Source organism: Planomonospora sp. ID82291, assembly GCF_015711645.1.
Taxonomy (GTDB): Bacteria; Actinomycetota; Actinomycetes; order Streptosporangiales; family Streptosporangiaceae; genus Planomonospora.
The window spans coordinates 1,657,418-1,673,767 of sequence record NZ_JABTEX010000002.1 but is presented as its reverse complement, the minus strand read 5'-3'; the positions used below and the strand labels follow the sequence as shown (position 1 = coordinate 1,673,767).

Here is a 16,350-nt window from a genome sequence, read left to right as displayed (position 1 = left end):
TACGTTGACGGCGCACCCCCCGAACATGAGGAGAGATCACATGCTCCGACGAAGTGCCGTGACGGCGGGCTTCGCGCTCGCCCTCGCGCTGGTGGCCACCCCCGCCCTCGCCCACGCCGGACCGGACGACGCCTTCACCCCGGGCAAGGCCGGGCCCGGCGACGCCTCCACCGCCCTGTACACCGACGCCAAGGCGATGGCCGCCAAGGCCCCCGCGCCCGCACCCGGCCTGGTCGACGCCCTGGCCCGCGACCTCGGCATCAACGCCGACCAGGCCAGGACCCGGCTGGTCAACGAGGCCGCCGCGGCCAAGGTCGAGCCGGTGCTCGCCGCCCGGCTCGGCGAGAAGTTCGGCGGAGCGTGGGTGACCGGGCCCACCGCCGAGTTCGTCGTGGCGACCAGCGACTCCGCCCAGATCTCCGCCATCCTCACGACGGGTGCGCAGGCCAAGCTGGTCCGGCACTCGCTCGCGACGCTCGACGCCGCCAAGGCCGGGCTCGACGCCAAGGCCGAGGGCTCGCCCAAGTCGATCGCCTCCTGGTACGTCGACGTCCAGGACAACAGCGTCGTGGTCCTGGCCCGCGACACCGCCGAGGCGCAGGCCTTCGTGGACGCCAGCGGCGTCGACGCCTCGCTGGTCCGCGTCGAGCGGACCGCCGAGCAGCCCCAGCCGCTCTACGACGTGCGCGGCGGCGACGCCTACTACATGGGCGGCCGCTGCTCGGTCGGCTTCTCGGTGACCAAGGCCGGCAGCCAGGGCGGTTTCGTCACCGCCGGCCACTGCGGCGACGTCGGCACCGCCACCCAGGGCCACAACCGGGTCGCGCAGGGCACCTTCCGCGGCTCGTCCTTCCCGGGCAACGACTACGCCTGGGTCGAGGTCAACAGCCAGTGGACCCCGACCGGCGTCGTGAACGCCTACAACTCCGGCATCCTGCCGGTCCGCGGCTCCACGCAGCGGGCGGTCGGCTCCTCCATCTGCCGCGCCGGCTCCACCACCGGGTACCACTGCGGCACCATCGGCCAGCACAACACCAGCGTCACCTACCCCGAGGGCACCATCTCCGGGGTGACCCGCACCAGCGTGTGCGCCGAGCCCGGCGACTCCGGCGGCTCGTACATCTCCGGCGACCAGGCCCAGGGCGTCACCTCCGGCGGCTCCGGCAACTGCACCTCCGGCGGCACCACCTACCACCAGCCGGTCAACGAGATCCTCTCGGCCTACGGCCTGACCCTGGCCACCGGCGGCGGCACCGAGCCCCCGCCGCCCACCGGCTGCACCGGCTACACCCGGACCCTCAGCGGCTCGGCCACCACCTCCGGCCAGAACCTCTACAGCGCCTCCTTCACCGCCGCCTCGGGCACCCACCGGCTCTGCCTGGACGGCCCGAACGGCACCGACTTCGACCTCTACCTGCAGAAGCAGAGCGGTTCCTCCTGGGTGAACGTGGCCAGCGGGACCGGCTCCGGCCCTGACGAGTCCTTCACCTACAACGGCACCTCGGGCACCTACCGGGTCCGGATCCACGCCTACAGCGGCACCGGCGCCTTCACCGTCGGCCTGACGACGCCGTAGCGCGAACGCGGCGGTGCCCGGACCGCTCACGGGCCGCTCACGGGCGGCTCACCGGCACCGCCGCGGCCCCGCGCCGCCCGGCGCGGCACCCCCCCGAACGGCGCCGCCGTCCCCCTCCTGTCCTGGGGGGCGGCGGCGCCGCTTCACGTGCGAGGCCGCGGCGGACGGGCGGAGCCGTACGGCGGGTCACGGCGGGGCGCGGCCCGCCACGGCCGGCCTCGCGGGCGGTGGCGGGCGGACGGGCGGAGCCGTACGGCGGGCGTACGAGAATGGAGGGATGAGCGAGTTCCCATCCCTGAGCGAGGGCGCGGACCTGTCCGAGGTGATCGCCTCCCTGTCGCGGTCGGCGGAGGTCCTGGCCCGGGTCGCCGACGAGGTGGAGCGGGAACCCCTGCCTCCCGGCCTCCTCAAGGCCCTGCCCCGGACCGAGCCGGCCGCGCTGCTGCTGGCCGCCCGGTCCGCGGAGGGCGAGGGCCGCTCGTTCGAGGCGGCCGGCCTCGTCGAGGAGGCCCTCTCCCTCGACCCCGGGCTCGAACCGGCCAGACGGGACGCCGAGGAGTACGCCGCCTGCCGCACCGACCCCGGGCAGGGGCTGCCCGCACGGGCCGCGCACCTGTTCCGGCAACTGACCGTCTACCTCTACCGGCCGGCCCGCCGCCACCTGGTCGGCGAGCTGGTGGCCCGGAGCGTGCGGGTGGCCGAGCACGCCCTGGCCGACCTGGCGCTGTTCGAGCGCGACGTGGTCGGCGAGTTCCTGGACGCGCGGGGCGAGTGGCTGCGCGAGGACGAGGTCGCGCTGCTGGAGTCGTGGCGGCGGACCCCGCTGCGGCTCTGGGAGGTCCTCGGCGTCGCCGGGCGGGAGATCACCCTGACCGACGGCACCGGCGAGGTGACCCTGACCGACGAGCTCCTTCCCGCGCAGGCCCTGCCCGGCGACCTGATGCTGACCCGGCTGCTGCACGACGGGACCGGCCCGCGCGTGTTCGGCCACCCGTTCAAGGTGGATCCGGCGCGCAGGGACGAGATGCTCGCCCTGCTCGCCGGTCCGGTGGACCCCGTCGCGATCGCGGCCTTCTTCAGGCGGCCTGCGCCGCCGGCGTCCGGCGGCTCTCCCACCACAGTGCCGCCCCGGTGATCAGCGCGCCCGCGCCCTCCCACAGGCCCACGCCGAGGAACTTCGCCGGGGCCTCGCCGGTGACCACCAGGGCGGTGAAGACGGTGAAGGTGACCAGGCGGAACGGGACCGTCCAGAAGAAGAAGGGGCGGAAGTCCACCGCCGAGGCGAGCATGTAGTAGACGCCCATGTTCACCGCCGCCATCGACGAGGCGGCCATGTAGACGAGGGTGTAGTCGCCGGGCGCGCGCGTCCGGAGCACCTCGAAGCCGAGCATCTCCAGCGTCGTGCCGGGCGAGACGAGCCCGAGCAGGCCGAGCAGGAAGGCCAGCAGGCCGAAGACGGCGATGGACCAGCCGGACGGGGTGCGCGGTAGCCGCACGGGGTGCCTCCGAAGGTGGGGAACGCGGGTGGGATCTGACCGACCGGCCGCAGGAGGTGTAGCCTCAGCAGCGATCTCTGATCGCGCATTTCATCACGAAATCCCCCCCGAGGCGACGTATGGACAATCCCGGTCGGCCGATCCGCTTCCGGATCACCGCCCTCCTGCTGGTGCCGATCGTCTCCCTCGTCCTGCTCTGGGGCTTCGCCGCGGCTCTGACCACCGGGGACGGGATACGGCTCCTGGAGATCAACACGCTGGTCGAGAGCGTGGCCACGCCTTCGGAGAAGGCGGTCATCGAGCTGCAGAACGAGCGGCTGCACTCCGCCCGCTACCTGCACGACAGGTCCGACCTGGAGACGGTCGTCCAGCAGCGGCTGGAGTCCGACCGGGCCATCGCCGCCTTCCGCAGGACCGCCCTGTCGGCGGACACCCGGGACGCGGTCGGCGACGACATGCGCATCCGGCTCGTCTCGCTCTTCGCCACGCTGGACCGGCTGCCCGCCACCCGCACCCTGGTCGACTCCCGCGGCGCGGACGCCACCCGGGTGATCCGCGAGTACGACGCCGTCATCGACGCGATGTTCCGCATGTACGACCGGATGATCCTGGTCCCCGACATCTCGATCTACCAGCAGGCCCGCTCGGTCACCGGGCTCGGCGAGGCCAAGGAGATCCTGGCCAGGGAGCGGGCGCTGCTGTCGGCCGTCGGAGCCGGGGAGCGGCTGACCGACGCCGAGCACGCCGCGTTCGCCGAGATGGCGGCGCGGCGCCGGCTGGTGTACCGGCAGGCCCTGGCCCGGCTCGACGCCGAGCTGCGCGGGCCGTACGACGCGCTCGGGGCCTCCCCGTCCTACCAGGCGTTCCTCGACCTGGAGTCGCGGACGCTGACCTCCCGCACCCTGCCGGCGGACCTGTCGCCGGTGGAGCAGCTCTGGGTCAAGGTGGAGCGCCAGCAGACCGAGGTGGTCGCGCTGCTGACGGCCCGGGTCGTCCCCGCCGCGGTCGCCGTCCTGGTCCAGATCGCGGTCGCGGGCGGGCTCGGCCTGATCCTGCTGGTCCTGTCGGTGGTGCTGGCGCACCGGTTCGCCGCGCGGCTCGCCGCCGAGCTGGGCGAGCTGCGCCAGATGGCCGTCCAGTTGGCGGAGGTGCGGATGCCGCAGCTCGTGGAGCGGCTCCGGCGGGGCCAGGACGTCCCCGAGGAGCCGCTGCCCCCGCTCGGCGGCACGCCGGAGATCCGCGACATCGGGCAGGCGCTCGACACCGTCCGGCACACCGCCTACGAGGCGGCGGCGGACCAGGCCGGGCTCCGCAAGGGCGTCAGCCAGGTCTTCGTCAGCCTGGCCCGGCGCAACCAGTCGCTGCTGCACCGCCAGCTCACCCAGCTGGAGGCGATGCAGCGCAGGGAGGAGCAGCCGGAGACGCTCGCCGACCTCTACCGCCTGGACCACCTGACCACGAGGATGCGCCGCCACGCGGAGAACCTGATCATCCTGTCCGGCGCGGCGCCGGGCCGGGGCTGGCGCAAGCCGGTCCCGGTGGTGGACGTGCTGCGCGCGGCCGTGGCGGAGGTCGAGGACTACGCCCGGGTGCGGGTGCTGCCCGCGCCCCGGGCCGCGCTGACCGGCGCGGCCGTGGCCGACCTCACCCACCTGATCGCGGAGCTGGTGGAGAACGCGACGGTGTTCTCCCCGCCGCAGACCCGGGTGATCGTGCGGACCGAGTGGGCGGCGGCCGGGCTGGCCGTCGAGGTGGAGGACCGCGGCCTGGGCATCCCGGACGCGGAGCTGGCCGGGCTCAACCGCCGCCTGGCCGAGCGGCCGGAGTTCGACCTGGCCGACAGCGACCGGCTCGGCCTGTTCGTGGTCGCGATGCTCGCCTCCCGGCACGGCGTCCAGGTCACCCTGCGGCCCTCCCCCTACGGCGGGATCAGCGCGATCGCCCTGATCCCGTCCTCCGTACTGGCCGAGGAGGAGGCTCCCGCGCTCCCGTGACCGGGCGCCCCCGCCGGTGCCGCGGCCGGAGACCCGGCAGGGCGCACGGCCCGGCAGGGCGCACGGCCGGGGCCGGGACGAGTGATCGGGCCGTTCAACCGATCCGGTGGCGCGGTGTCACCCGCCCCCTTATGGCGGAGGTCGGCCGAAGGTAGTCGGGATGTGGGCATAATGAGGGGGTGCCACGGACGCAAGTCGCTCCGGCAGGGCGGGATCGAGGGGGTTGGCTGTGCGCGTGCCCAGCGAGGAGGGCGGCCCGATCCCCGGCGCGGGGGCGCTCCTGAGCATCCTGCGCGACGGGCGGGCCCGCACGCGGGCCGAGCTGGTCCAGCTCACCGGCCTGGCCCGGTCCACCCTGGCGCAGCGCCTCGACGCGCTCGTCGGCCAGCAGTGGATCGTCCCCACCGAGGAGGCGGTCTCCTCGGGCGGGCGCCCCGCCGTCGCCTTCACCTTCAACCGCTCCGCCCGCGTCGTCCTGGCCGCCGATCTGGGCGCCACGCACGCCCGGGTGGCGGTCACCGACCTGGCGACCGAGGTGCTGACCGAGCGGGCGGCCGAGCTGCCGGTCGACCGGGGACCCGAGCCGACGCTCGCCTGGCTCCAGCGGACCTTCGAGGAGATGCTCGCCGAGACCGGGCACTCGACGGCCGAGGTCTGCGGCATCGGCGTCGGGCTGCCCGGCCCGGTCGAGCACGGCTCGGGCCGGCCGGTCAACCCTCCGATAATGCCGGGCTGGGACGGTTTCCCCGTGCCCGAGTGGCTCGGCGGGCGGCTGGGCGTGCCCGTGCTCGCCGACAACGACGTGAACATCATGGCCCTCGGCGAGCACTGGGCCGCCCGCCCTGAGGCCGATCACCTCATCTTCGTCAAGATCGGCACGGGCATCGGCTGCGGCATCATCAGCGACCGCCGCCTGCACCGCGGCGCTCAGGGCGCCGCCGGGGACATCGGCCACATCCGGGTCGCCTCGGCCCTCGACACCGTCTGCCGGTGCGGCAACGCCGGCTGCCTGGAGGCCGTCGCCGGGGGCGCGGCGATGGCCGCCCGCCTGCGCGCCGAGGGCGTGCAGGCCGCCGACAGCCGTGACGTGGTCCGCCTGGTGCGGGGCGGCAACACCCAGGCCGTCCAGCTCATCCGCCAGGCGGGACGCGAGATCGGCGACGTCCTCGCCTCGATCGTGAACTTCTTCAACCCCTCGGTCATCGTGATCGGCGGCGACCTCGCCGAGGCCGGGGAGCAGGTCCTGGCGGGGCTCCGCGAGGTCATCTACAGCAGGTCGCTCCCCCTGGCGACCCAGCACCTGACCATCACCGCCAGCGAGCTGGGCGACCGGGCGGGGGTGATCGGCGCGGCCGTCATGGTCGTCGACCACGTCCTGTCCCCCGGCGCCGTCGACCGGCCGGCCACCGGGGGCTGACCGGTCAGGCCGGGGGCCGCCGCTCCGACCGCACCGGGCCGACCGCGCCGGGCTGCCCGGTCCCGTCCGAGCCGACCGCCGACCGCGCCGGACCGGCCGGTCTCATCCGAGCCGACCGCCGACCGCGCCGGACCGGCCGGTCTCATCCGGGTCGACCGGTCTCGTAGACGTCCGGCACGCCGTCGTGGTCGAGGTCGGCCGTCTCGATCTCGTGGATGCGCCGGTAGACGCGGTTGCGCAGGCGCAGGATCACCGTCGCCAGGAGCGCCGCGGTCACCGAACCGGCCAGCACCGCCACCTTGACGTGCTCGTCGCCGCCGGCGCCGAAGGCCAGCTCGCCGATCAGCAGCGAGACGGTGAAGCCGATCCCCGCCAGCACCGACAACCCCGCCATGTCCACCCAGGCCAGGCCCTCGTCCAGGTCCGCGCGGGCGAAGCGGGCCGTCGCCCACGTCGCGGCCATGATCCCGATCGGCTTGCCCGCCACCAGGCCCGCCGCGACCCCCAGCACGACCGGGTCGCCGAAGGCGCTCCGCAGGCCGTCCAGCCCGCCCAGCGGCACCCCCGCCGACAGGAACGCGAACACCGGGACCGCCACCCCGGCCGAGAGCGGGCGGAACCGGTGCTCGAAGTGCTCGGCCAGGCCCGGCCCGGCCTCCGGACCGCCGGCCTCGTCGCTGCGCAGGACCGGGACGGCGAAGCCCAGCAGCACCCCGGCGACGGTGGCGTGCACCCCCGAGGCGTGCACCAGCGCCCAGGCGGTCACGGCCAGCGGCAGCAGCAGCCACCACGAGCGCACCCGGCGCTGCACCAGCGCGGTGAAGAGACCCAGCGGCACCAGCGCCGCCAGCAGCGGGACCGGCGCCAGTCGCTCGGTGTAGAACAGCGCGATGATGACGATGGCCACCAGGTCGTCGACCACCGCCAGGGTGAGCAGGAAGGTGCGCAGCGCCGCCGGCAGGAACCGGCCGACGACCGCCAGCACCGCCAGCGCGAAGGCGATGTCGGTGGCGGTGGGGATCGCCCACCCCGGGCCCGCGCCCTCGACGCCCCGGGTGATGAGCAGGTACAGCAGGGCCGGGACGATCACCCCGCCGAGCGCGGCCGCGATCGGGACCGCGGCCCGCCGCACGTCGCGCAGGTCACCGGCGACGAACTCGCGTTTGAGCTCCAGCCCGGCCACGAAGAAGAAGACGGCCAGCAGGCCGTCGCCCGCCCAGGCGGCCAGGCTCAGGTTCAGGTGCAGCGCCTCCGGTCCGACGCGGACGTCGCGCAGCGTCTCGTAGGCGTCCGCCCACGGGGAGTTGGCCCAGATCATCGCCGCCGTCGCGCCGGCCAGCAGCAGCGCGCCGCCGACGGTCTCCTTGCGCAGGATGTCCGCGATGCGGCGGGCCTCGCCCCACGATCCCCGGCCCAGCAAGGCGGACGGACGCGAAGGGGCGGGGTCGGTCATGGGGCGCTCCGGTTTCTTCGGGGACGGGTCGGACGTTGCCGACCAGACTTCCCGGCGCACCGCCGTCCACTGTACCAACCGGCCCGGGGCGCTCCGCCGGGGCACCGTGATCCACACCTCGGCGGGGCCGGGGCGGTGTCCGGCCGGGGCCGCCCGGCCCTCGGCGGAACCGCACGCTTCGATCGCCCCCCAGAGCGGCGCATGGTCCCGAATTGGTGGGGTATGTCCGAATTTGACATCCCGATCTGGGGAATGACAGCGGCCGGGTCCGCCCGGCCGTACCGATCGACTCGTACGGGGGACGCCATGCCGGAGCTGAGAATGTCCGACCGGGACACCACGGAGAACGCCGAGACCCTGTCCGCCGGCGGCAGCCGTGACCTGCAGAGCCCGCTCTCCCAGTCGCCGGACGCCCAGCCCGAGGGAGATCCCGAGGGCGGGGTGTGGGTGGATCCGCACGCGCCGGGGGCGGACTCGCCCGACGACGTGGAGGAGCCCTCCGACGACTGAGCGCCGGAAGGGCCACCGGACCCGCCCGTCGCGGTTCGGCCGCGCCCGTCGCGGTTCGGCCGGACGCGGCGGCCGGGCGCGGTGCGCAGGCCGCGCCCGGCCGGAGACGCTAGTCCTTCCCGCGGCCGGTGATCGCGTCGCGCATCCGGTCGACCAGCCCGGTCAGCGGCCCCACCATCATGTTGGCCGGGGGCCTGTCCGGCGCGCCCGGGTGCGGGCGGGTGGGGGCGATCTTCTTGATCGCCTGGACCTTCCGCCCCAGCTCGGCGAGCTGGGAGACATCGCTGTGCGCGCGCAGCCGGGGGAAGAGCTCGTCCTCCTCCTCCCGGATGTGGGTCCGGATCTCCGTCATCAGCTGCTTCAGCAGGGTCGCGTGGCCGGGGTCGGCGACGTCGGTCTGCTCCAGCCTCTTCATGGTCTTCTCGGCCTCGGCGTGCTCGGCCAGCTCCCGGTCGGCGAGCTGGTCGCCGCCGGGCACGGCCCTGCGGACGGCCGGGTACAGGTACGCCTCCTCGGCGACCGAGTGGCGGACCAGCTCGATGATGACCTTCTCGGTCAGCTGGCGGCGCCGCTCCGTGTCGCTCGGGCTCAGCCGCTCCAGCTCGGTGAACATCTGCTCGACCTCGCGGTGGTCGTGCGTCAGCACGGCGACGACATCGGTCTCCTGGACGGTGCTCATCGGCGGTTTCCTCTCTGCACCCGCGGACCGGCGTCGGAGGCCCGTCCGGCGACGGGTCGCCGGACGCGGTGGCCCCCGGCCGGCGCCGCGGCGGGACTCTCCCACCGACAAGGTCGCAAACGGAGCGGTACGCGCACGGGCGGCGCGACCGCACCGAACAAGGCTTTTCCGCATGATGCCCGTTTGATTACCTCGGTCCCGTAAGTGGGAGATCCACCTCCGAGAGGCCTTTGCGCCCACCTTCCCGGTCCCGCCGGGAAGGCGGGCGTCACACCTCGGTCGGCTTCTCGTATCCCTCGTCCTGCCCGTAGACCCGGCGGTCCGGGTCATCCTCGGGCTGGTTGGCCGGGTCCGTCGCGGACGGCGCGGCCTCCCCGGCGATGTCCGGCTCGTCGTGCACCTCGGGGTGCTCCCTGCGGTCGGCGAGCGGCTTGTCCTCATCAGGTCGCGGCATGGTCCCTCCCGGTCGGTCTCCTCGACGCGGGAGGTGTGCCCCGGAGCGGCCCGCCGAACCCGTCCAGACCGTCCCGAATGAGGGGGGATGAGATTCGGTGTGACTCCATGGGGTAATTAGTTGATCACACTGAGCGACGGAGGGGCGGTGTTCCCCCGGTCCCCGGTGAGGCACCGACCACGTGGAGACGAGTGATGACGACCTACAGACAGCCCTCCGGAGAGCCGCTCACCTCGCCGCCGGCCCCGGCCAAGCGCGGCAGGGGCGCCGTCGTCGTGCACTGGCTGACCTCCACCGACCACAAGGTGATCGGCTACCTCTATCTGATCACCTCGTTCGCGTTCTTCCTGATCGGCGGGGTCATGGCGCTCGTCATCCGTGCCGAGCTCGCCCAGCCGGGCATGCAGATCGTGCACCAGCAGCTGTACAACCAGCTGTTCACCATGCACGGCGCGGTCATGCTGCTGCTGTTCGCCACCCCGCTGTTCGCCGGGTTCGCCAACGTGGTCATGCCGCTGCAGATCGGCTCACCCGACGTGGCCTTCCCCCGGCTGAACATGGTCAGCTACTGGCTGTTCCTGCTCGGCGGGCTCATCGCGGTCAGCGGCTTCTTCACCACCGGCGGGGCCGCCGACTTCGGCTGGACGGCCTACACGACGCTGTCGACCAGCACCTTCACTCCGCAGGTCGGAGCCGACCTGTGGATCGCCGGTCTCACCATGGCCGGCCTGGGCACGATCCTCGGCTCGGTCAACTTCATCACCACGATCATCTGCATGCGCGCGCCGGGGCTGACGATGTTCCGGATGGCGATCTTCACCTGGAACACGCTGCTCACCTCGATGCTGGTGCTGATGGTCTTCCCGGTGCTGGCCGCCACCCTGCTCGCCCTGTTCGCCGACCGCAAGCTCGGCACCCACGTCTTCGACCCGGTGTCGGGCGGGCCGATCCTGTGGCAGCACCTGTTCTGGTTCTTCGGTCACCCCGAGGTGTACGTCATCGCGCTGCCGTTCTTCGGGATCATCACCGAGGTCATCCCGGTCTTCAGCCGCAAGCCGATCTTCGGTTACGTCGGCCTGGTCGGTGCGACGATCGCCATCGGCGGCCTGTCCATGGCCGTCTGGGCCCACCACATGTTCCCCACCGGCCAGGTGCTGCTGCCGTTCTTCTCGTTCATGACGTTCCTCATCGCGGTCCCGACCGGCGTGAAGTTCTTCAACTGGGTCGGCACCATGTGGCGGGGGCACATCGTGCTGCGGTCGCCGATGCTGTTCGCGATCGGCTTCCTGGTCACCTTCCTGTTCGGCGGCCTGACCGGCGTCATCCTGGCCTCCCCGCCGCTGGACTTCCACGTCCACGACTCCTACTTCGTGGTGGCGCACTTCCACTACGTCGTCTTCGGCACCGTGGTCTTCGCGATGTTCGCCGGCTTCTACTTCTGGTGGCCGAAGATGACCGGGCGCATGCTCAACGACGCGCTCGGCAAGTGGCACTTCTGGACGCTGTTCATCGGTTTCCACTCCACCTTCCTGGTCCAGCACTGGCTGGGGGTGGAGGGCTTCCCGCGCCGCTACGCCGACTACAGCACCGTCGACGGCTTCACCGAACTGAACGTCGTCTCCTCCGTCGGCGCCCTCCTCCTGGGCCTGTCCACCCTCCCGTTCGTCTACAACGTCTGGCACACCGCCACATACGCGCCACGGGTGACCGTGGACGATCCCTGGGGCTACGGCAACTCACTGGAGTGGGCCACCTCCTGCCCGCCGCCGCGGCACAACTTCACCTCCATCCCCACCATCCGGTCCGAGCGGCCCGCCTTCGACCTGCACCACCCCAAGGTGGCCGCCGAGTCCCAACCGCGCCAGCTGGACCCGACCGAGCCCGCCGAGGAGATCTGACGCCACCCGCCCGTTACCGCCGGGACGGGCGGGGCAGCGGGAGACGGCAGGGGAAACAGCAGGAAGGAGTCGCGGTGAGCGAGCACATTCCGGAGCACGACCCGCGGTCGCGGTTCGAGGACGAGGGCATCCCGGACCTGCAGGACGGCACTCCGCAGCAGCAGTGGGCGGTGGATCCGCAGGAGGCGCCGCTTCCCGGCGACCGCCCCGTCGCGGTCGACGACTTCGGGACCACGTTCGAGGAGCAGGTCCGGGGCGAGCCGCTGGAGGGCCGCCTGGCCCGCGAGGAGCCCGAGGAGCAGGCGGCGTTCGGGGCCGACCCGTCCGAGGGCGCCGGAGGACGGCCCATGGATCCGGAGGTCCCGGACGACCTCGACGGCGGGGTGGGCGCCGAGAGCGGCCTGGGGCCGGGCGCCGACCTCGACACCGGGTACGCGCCGGACGCCGGCCTCGATCCCGGCCACCCGGCGCAGCCGGAGGAGCCGTCGGGCGCCGTGTGGGACGAACCCCGGCCCGCGGGTCGGCTGGTCGACCCGGACCAGGGCGGGCGCTCCGACATCGAGGCCGACCTGATCGGCGAGGAGGTCGGCCCGGACGGCGGCGGCTACACCGCCGAGGAGGCCGCCATGCGGGTGGAGCCCGAGTGAGTACGGCCCGCGCCGCCCGCGCCGTTCCCCGGCTCCACGGGGAGCGACGCGGACGGCCCCGTGACGGACGGCCCCGTGACGGACGGACGGCCCCGTGACGGACGGCCCCGTGACGGACGGCCCCGTGACGGACGGCCCCGTGACGGACGGCCCCGTGTAAGCGGGATGTATCAAGATAAAAGCCACGAAAAGGTGAGATTCCGGTCTTCGTTGGCGTTCGGGTGCCAAAGTTCTGCGATCTCCGCAGGGGTACCGCGTGATCACGGCATGGCGGGGAATCCGTCCTGAGTGGCTGGAGGAAACAGCCAGTAGGTGCTCCCCCTCCTCTCTTGGACGGCCATGTCACCTCTGAGCAACGTCAACCCGATCGTCCCGGCGCCCCGCCGGGCCGGCCTCCCGCGCACCGGCGGCGCATCGTGAGCCTGTCCCGGCGGGAGAGCCAGATCCTGGCGGGGATCGAGCAGTCGCTCCGCAGTCAGGACCGGGCCTTCGCCTGCCGGATGGACGCCCTGAACGCGTCGCGGCCCGCCAGGGGCGTGTGTCACCGCTTCGGCTACACCACCAGTCGCCGGGAGTTCGTCTGCGTCGTCGCCGCCACGTTCATCCTGACGGCCGTCCTGGTGATCCTCACCCTCGCGCTTCCCGACCGTCCCTGCACGCCGCGTTCCCCCGCCTCCTCCGGGCCCGTCACCACCGTCTCCGGGCTGCCCGCCTCCGGGCTGCCCTCCTCCGAACTGCCCGCCGAGGTCCGCAAGCCGGTCTGCCGCCCCTGAGCGGCCGGCGGGCGTTCTCCGTCGCCGGGAGAGCGCGGGGACGGCCGACCTCCGGCATCGACGTCCCCGCCCCGTTCGCCGCGTCCTACGGCGCGAACGGCGCCGCGGCGCGCGCCCGGCTCGCCGACCTGCCCCGCCCCCGCCCAGGGGAAGGCGCCGCTCAGTGGGAAGGCGCCGCTCAGTGGGAAGGCGCCGCTCAGTGGGAGAAGGCGCCGCGCACCACGCCCCGGAGCACCTCGGCGGGCCGCTGCTGCTCGCCGTGCAGGGAGGTCAGGACGACCAGCGCGCCGGTGAGGCCGGGGACCACCCACTGCATGACGCGCAGCCGCCGCTGCACCCGGGCGATCTCGACGGGGGTGTCCTCGTCCGGCTTCACCGCGCCCTCCGCGGGCACGTCGCCGGCCCGGTCGAGCTCGGCGCCGAGCCTCCTGCTGTAGACCGTCGCGGCCAGCGCCGCGCCGGTCACGACCGCCTTGGCCAGCGAGTTGGCGGCCACTCCCCGCTGGGCCGCCACCCGGCCCCTGTTGGCCGCCAGCAGACCGGCCGAACCGACGAGGTTCATCACGACGCCCGCGGCGTTGACCGGCGTCCACCGGTTCCAGCCGGCGTTCGCCACCCTCGTGCGCTCGCGCCTGTCGCTCACCTCGGAGGCGGCGCCGTTCAAACCGATGGCGCCCATCAGCGCGCCCCCGAACCAGATGGCCGTGCCGATGTCGTGCACGGCGCGCACGACCGTGTTGCGTTGCCGCATGGGCTTCTCCCCCGCCGTCGATCCTGCCGTGGATGTGGACTGCGGCGACGTCCCCGGCGGGCACCGCCGGGGACGTCGCCGTGCCGGGGGTTGACTACCCGGATCCGGCCGCGAGCTCTCCGCCCGCCCCGTTCCCGGGGCGTTTCCTGGGACAAGATTGGCGCGGGGCCGCCCGGGGCCGGACCGGGGTCAGGCGACGCGCACCGCGACCTCCGCCGAGCCCAGCAGCGCCTTGGAATACGGGCAGTGCCGGTGCGCCTGCGCGGCGAGGCGCCCGGCGGTCTCCCGGTCGACCCGCGGCATCCGGACCGTCACCTCGACGCCGATCACGTAGTCGTCGCTCTTGCCGCGCTTGCGCAGCGCCACGGCCGCGTCGACGCTGGCGCCGCCGGTGTCCGCGCCGCCCCGGCCGGCGACCAGTTCGAGGGAGCTGTGGAAGCAGGTCGCGTACGCCGCGGCCAGGAGCTGCTCGGGGTTGGGGGCGCCGCCGGGACCGCCGAGCTCGCGGGGGGCCCGCATCTCGAGGTCGAGCAGCCCGTCGTCCGTCGTCACCCGCCCGCCCCGGCCGCCCGCGGACGACGCCCGCGCGGTGTAGAGGGTGGTGTGCTCCCCGTGGCCGTCCGGACCGGGCGCGGGCCCGCCGTGCCCGGCCCCGGCCGCCGTGCGGCGCGGGTCGAGCTCGGCCTCCACGCCCGGACCCGAGTAGTCCGAGGCCGTCACCCGGCCCGGCGCGCCCGCCGTACCGGTTCCCGGCCGCTCCCGGCCGGTTCTGGTGTCGTGGCTCATGGATCGATCCCCCGAATCTCCCCGCCCGGGACGGGCCCGACGCCCGCCGTGTCCTGCCGTCCCGGGTCCGGATCCGCGTGACACGGCGGGGAACGCCGGTTACCTACCCGGGAGGGGAGAGGTGACACGGTTGGGTGATCACGGCTCCCCCGATCCGCACCAGGTCGGCGGGCTCCTTTGCCGGGTGCGCCGGGCGGATCGCCGCACGGCCTGATCTACCATGGCCGCAGCTCCGGGGGAAGGAAGACCATGGTCAGGCCCGAACGCAGGACGGTACGCGACCTCCGCAGGGGGAACCGGGCGGTGCTGCTGCGGACGCTCTACTTCGCCGGGCCGACCAGCCGCCACGAGCTCACCGCCCTGACCGGCCTGAGCGCCGCCTCGGTCAGCAACGTGACCGGCGACCTCATCGCCGACGGCGTCGTCGTCGAGGCCGGCCTGGTCGAGTCCGACGGCGGACGCCCCCGGGTGCTGCTCCGCGTCGACCCGGAGTTCGGCTACGCCATCGGGGTGGACGTCGGTGAGACCCACGTGCGGGTCGAGCTGTTCGACCTGGACATGAACGAGCGGGCCAAGGCCGACCACCCCCTGCACCCGGCCCGGCACGACGCCGGGCTGGTCGCCGGGTGCATCCTGTCCGGCATCGACGCCGTCCTGGCCGGCAGCGGCGTCGACCCCGGCCGGGTCCTCGGCGTGGGCATCGGCGTGCCCGGCATCGTGCAGAGCGGGCCGGAGGCGCTCATCCACGCGCAGACCTTCGGCTGGGAGGCGGTCCCCCTGGGCACGCTCCTGCGCGCGGGCACCTCCCTGCCCCTCTACGTCGACAACGGCGCCAAGACGATGGGCCAGGCCGAGCTCTGGTTCGGCGCCGGGCGCGGGACCCGGCACACCATCGTCGCGCTGGTCGGCTCCGGAGCCGGGGCCGGCATCATCACCGACGGCATCACCTACCGCGGCGCCAACAGCAGCGCCGGCGAGTGGGGGCACACCAAGATCGAGTTCCGGGGGCGGGCCTGCCGCTGCGGAGGGCGCGGCTGCCTGGAGGCCTACATCGGGGCCGAAGGCGTCCTGGCACGCGCCGGGCTGCCCGCCGGGACCGTCGACGAGCAGGCGGCCCTGGCCGGGCTCATCGCCTCGGACCACCCCGTCATCGACGAGACCGCCGACTACCTCGGGGCGGGCCTGGCCAACCTGATCAACCTGTTCAATCCCGAGCGCATCGTCATCGGCGGCTGGGCCGGGCTCCTGCTGGGCCGCCACCGGCTCACCAGGATCAGGCGGGCCGCGGCCGAGAACTCCCTCGCGCAGCCGTACGAGACCGCCTCCATCGTGCTGGGCCGCCTCGGCCCCGACGCGGTGGCGCTCGGCGCGGCCACCCTCGTGGTGGAGGAGTTCCTGCTCGGCCGGATCGCCCCGGCGGCCTCCCCGCCCACGGCGGGCTGAGCCGGCCGCCCCCGGGTTCCCCCGCCGCCCCGGCCCTCGGGCGCCGCGCTTCGGGACCCCCGTCGGCACCCCCGCCCGCCCCGGGGTGGTCGTCCCCCGGGCCCCCGCCGTCCTCAGGCGCCGAGGTCCCGGACGGCGTTGTCGAGCCGCTCGGCCAGCAGGTCCACCTGCTGCTCGGTGATCGTGCCGCCGCCGAGGAAGCGGTCCAGGTCGCGGCGGCGGGCGACGACCAGCCTGCGGTGCTCGTCGTCGATCCGCTCCTCGGACACGACCATGCAGTCCCCGCGGACGAAGACCAGGACCGCGTCGGGGTCGGGCGACTCCAGCAACTGCCGGACGCATTCTCGTTCGACGAGTGCCATGGGATGCCTCCTCGCCGCCGGGATCCCCCGGCGCGTGATCGGTCGTCGGAATCGTTCTCGTTCCCGCTGGCCTCCCGGCCACCCACCGAAGCGGGACAAGACTCGACAAAG

General features: G+C 73.9%; 16 protein-coding genes. 9 read left to right on the top strand and 7 right to left on the bottom strand.

What is annotated here, in order from left to right; genetic code table 11:
* Positions 1–40: 40 nt before the first annotated feature.
* Together HS045_RS18430 and HS045_RS18425 are read left to right on the top strand one after the other, a co-directional pair.
* Complete coding sequence (locus HS045_RS18430; RefSeq protein WP_196452545.1) at positions 41–1,576, top strand: S1 family peptidase; 1,536 nt, start codon at positions 41–43, stop codon at positions 1,574–1,576.
* A 277-nt stretch (positions 1,577–1,853) separates the two neighbouring features.
* Positions 1,854–2,711 (top strand): hypothetical protein, encoded by an 858-nt coding sequence (locus HS045_RS18425; protein ID WP_196452544.1) that lies wholly within the window; start codon positions 1,854–1,856, stop codon positions 2,709–2,711.
* On the opposite strand, the gene HS045_RS18420 is transcribed toward HS045_RS18425, so the two are convergent.
* Positions 2,653–3,072, bottom strand: coding sequence for a hypothetical protein (locus HS045_RS18420; RefSeq protein ID WP_307827582.1), 420 nt, complete (start codon positions 3,070–3,072; stop codon positions 2,653–2,655). The genes HS045_RS18425 and HS045_RS18420 overlap by 59 nt on opposite strands.
* A gap of 119 nt (positions 3,073–3,191) precedes the next feature.
* Here HS045_RS18420 and HS045_RS18415 point away from each other — a divergent pair, with 119 nt between their 5' ends.
* Both HS045_RS18415 and HS045_RS18410 read left to right on the top strand, forming a co-directional pair.
* Positions 3,192–5,066, top strand: coding sequence for a nitrate- and nitrite sensing domain-containing protein (locus HS045_RS18415; protein WP_196452543.1), 1,875 nt, complete (start codon positions 3,192–3,194; stop codon positions 5,064–5,066).
* A 229-nt stretch (positions 5,067–5,295) separates the two neighbouring features.
* A complete protein-coding gene (locus HS045_RS18410) occupies positions 5,296–6,483 on the top strand; it encodes an ROK family protein (protein ID WP_196452542.1) in 1,188 nt (395 codons plus the stop codon).
* A 142-nt stretch (positions 6,484–6,625) separates the two neighbouring features.
* Here the strand turns inward: HS045_RS18410 and nhaA are convergent, their stop codons facing one another.
* Positions 6,626–7,936: a Na+/H+ antiporter NhaA gene (nhaA, locus tag HS045_RS18405; protein ID WP_196452541.1), complete on the bottom strand. Its 1,311-nt coding sequence runs from the start codon at positions 7,934–7,936 to the stop codon at positions 6,626–6,628.
* Between the two features lie 306 nt (positions 7,937–8,242).
* On the opposite strand from nhaA, the gene HS045_RS18400 reads away from it, so the two are divergent.
* On the top strand, positions 8,243–8,446 hold the full coding sequence (locus tag HS045_RS18400) for a hypothetical protein (protein WP_196452540.1): 204 nt from the start codon (positions 8,243–8,245) through the stop codon (positions 8,444–8,446).
* Between the two features lie 109 nt (positions 8,447–8,555).
* On the opposite strand, the gene HS045_RS18395 is transcribed toward HS045_RS18400, so the two are convergent.
* Together HS045_RS18395 and HS045_RS18390 are read right to left on the bottom strand one after the other, a co-directional pair.
* On the bottom strand, positions 8,556–9,125 hold the full coding sequence (locus HS045_RS18395; protein WP_196452539.1) for a hemerythrin domain-containing protein: 570 nt from the start codon (positions 9,123–9,125) through the stop codon (positions 8,556–8,558).
* 268 nt (positions 9,126–9,393) lie between these two features.
* Positions 9,394–9,579, bottom strand: coding sequence for a hypothetical protein (locus HS045_RS18390; protein WP_196452538.1), 186 nt, complete (start codon positions 9,577–9,579; stop codon positions 9,394–9,396).
* A 194-nt stretch (positions 9,580–9,773) separates the two neighbouring features.
* Here HS045_RS18390 and ctaD point away from each other — a divergent pair, with 194 nt between their 5' ends.
* The 3 genes from ctaD (at position 9,774) to HS045_RS18375 (ending at position 12,897) form a co-directional block, all read left to right on the top strand.
* Positions 9,774–11,477: a cytochrome c oxidase subunit I gene (gene ctaD / locus HS045_RS18385; protein WP_196452537.1), complete on the top strand. Its 1,704-nt coding sequence runs from the start codon at positions 9,774–9,776 to the stop codon at positions 11,475–11,477.
* Between the two features lie 74 nt (positions 11,478–11,551).
* Positions 11,552–12,124 (top strand): DUF5709 domain-containing protein, encoded by a 573-nt coding sequence (locus HS045_RS36210; protein WP_196452536.1) that lies wholly within the window; start codon positions 11,552–11,554, stop codon positions 12,122–12,124.
* A gap of 416 nt (positions 12,125–12,540) precedes the next feature.
* Positions 12,541–12,897 carry a DUF3040 domain-containing protein gene (locus HS045_RS18375; RefSeq protein WP_196452535.1) on the top strand — a complete coding sequence of 119 codons (357 nt, stop codon included), beginning with the start codon at positions 12,541–12,543 and terminating at the stop codon, positions 12,895–12,897.
* Positions 12,898–13,093: 196 nt separating this feature from the next.
* On the opposite strand, the gene HS045_RS18370 is transcribed toward HS045_RS18375, so the two are convergent.
* Together HS045_RS18370 and HS045_RS18365 are read right to left on the bottom strand one after the other, a co-directional pair.
* Entirely contained in the window at positions 13,094–13,648 is a 555-nt protein-coding gene (locus tag HS045_RS18370) for a hypothetical protein (RefSeq protein ID WP_196452534.1), read from the bottom strand.
* A 189-nt stretch (positions 13,649–13,837) separates the two neighbouring features.
* Positions 13,838–14,434, bottom strand: coding sequence for an Ohr family peroxiredoxin (locus tag HS045_RS18365; protein WP_196452533.1), 597 nt, complete (start codon positions 14,432–14,434; stop codon positions 13,838–13,840).
* A gap of 249 nt (positions 14,435–14,683) precedes the next feature.
* Here HS045_RS18365 and HS045_RS18360 point away from each other — a divergent pair, with 249 nt between their 5' ends.
* Positions 14,684–15,877: an ROK family protein gene (locus tag HS045_RS18360; protein ID WP_196452532.1), complete on the top strand. Its 1,194-nt coding sequence runs from the start codon at positions 14,684–14,686 to the stop codon at positions 15,875–15,877.
* A 113-nt stretch (positions 15,878–15,990) separates the two neighbouring features.
* On the opposite strand, the gene HS045_RS18355 is transcribed toward HS045_RS18360, so the two are convergent.
* A complete protein-coding gene (locus HS045_RS18355; protein ID WP_196452531.1) occupies positions 15,991–16,239 on the bottom strand; it encodes a hypothetical protein in 249 nt (82 codons plus the stop codon).
* Between the last annotated feature and the right edge of the window lie 111 nt (positions 16,240–16,350).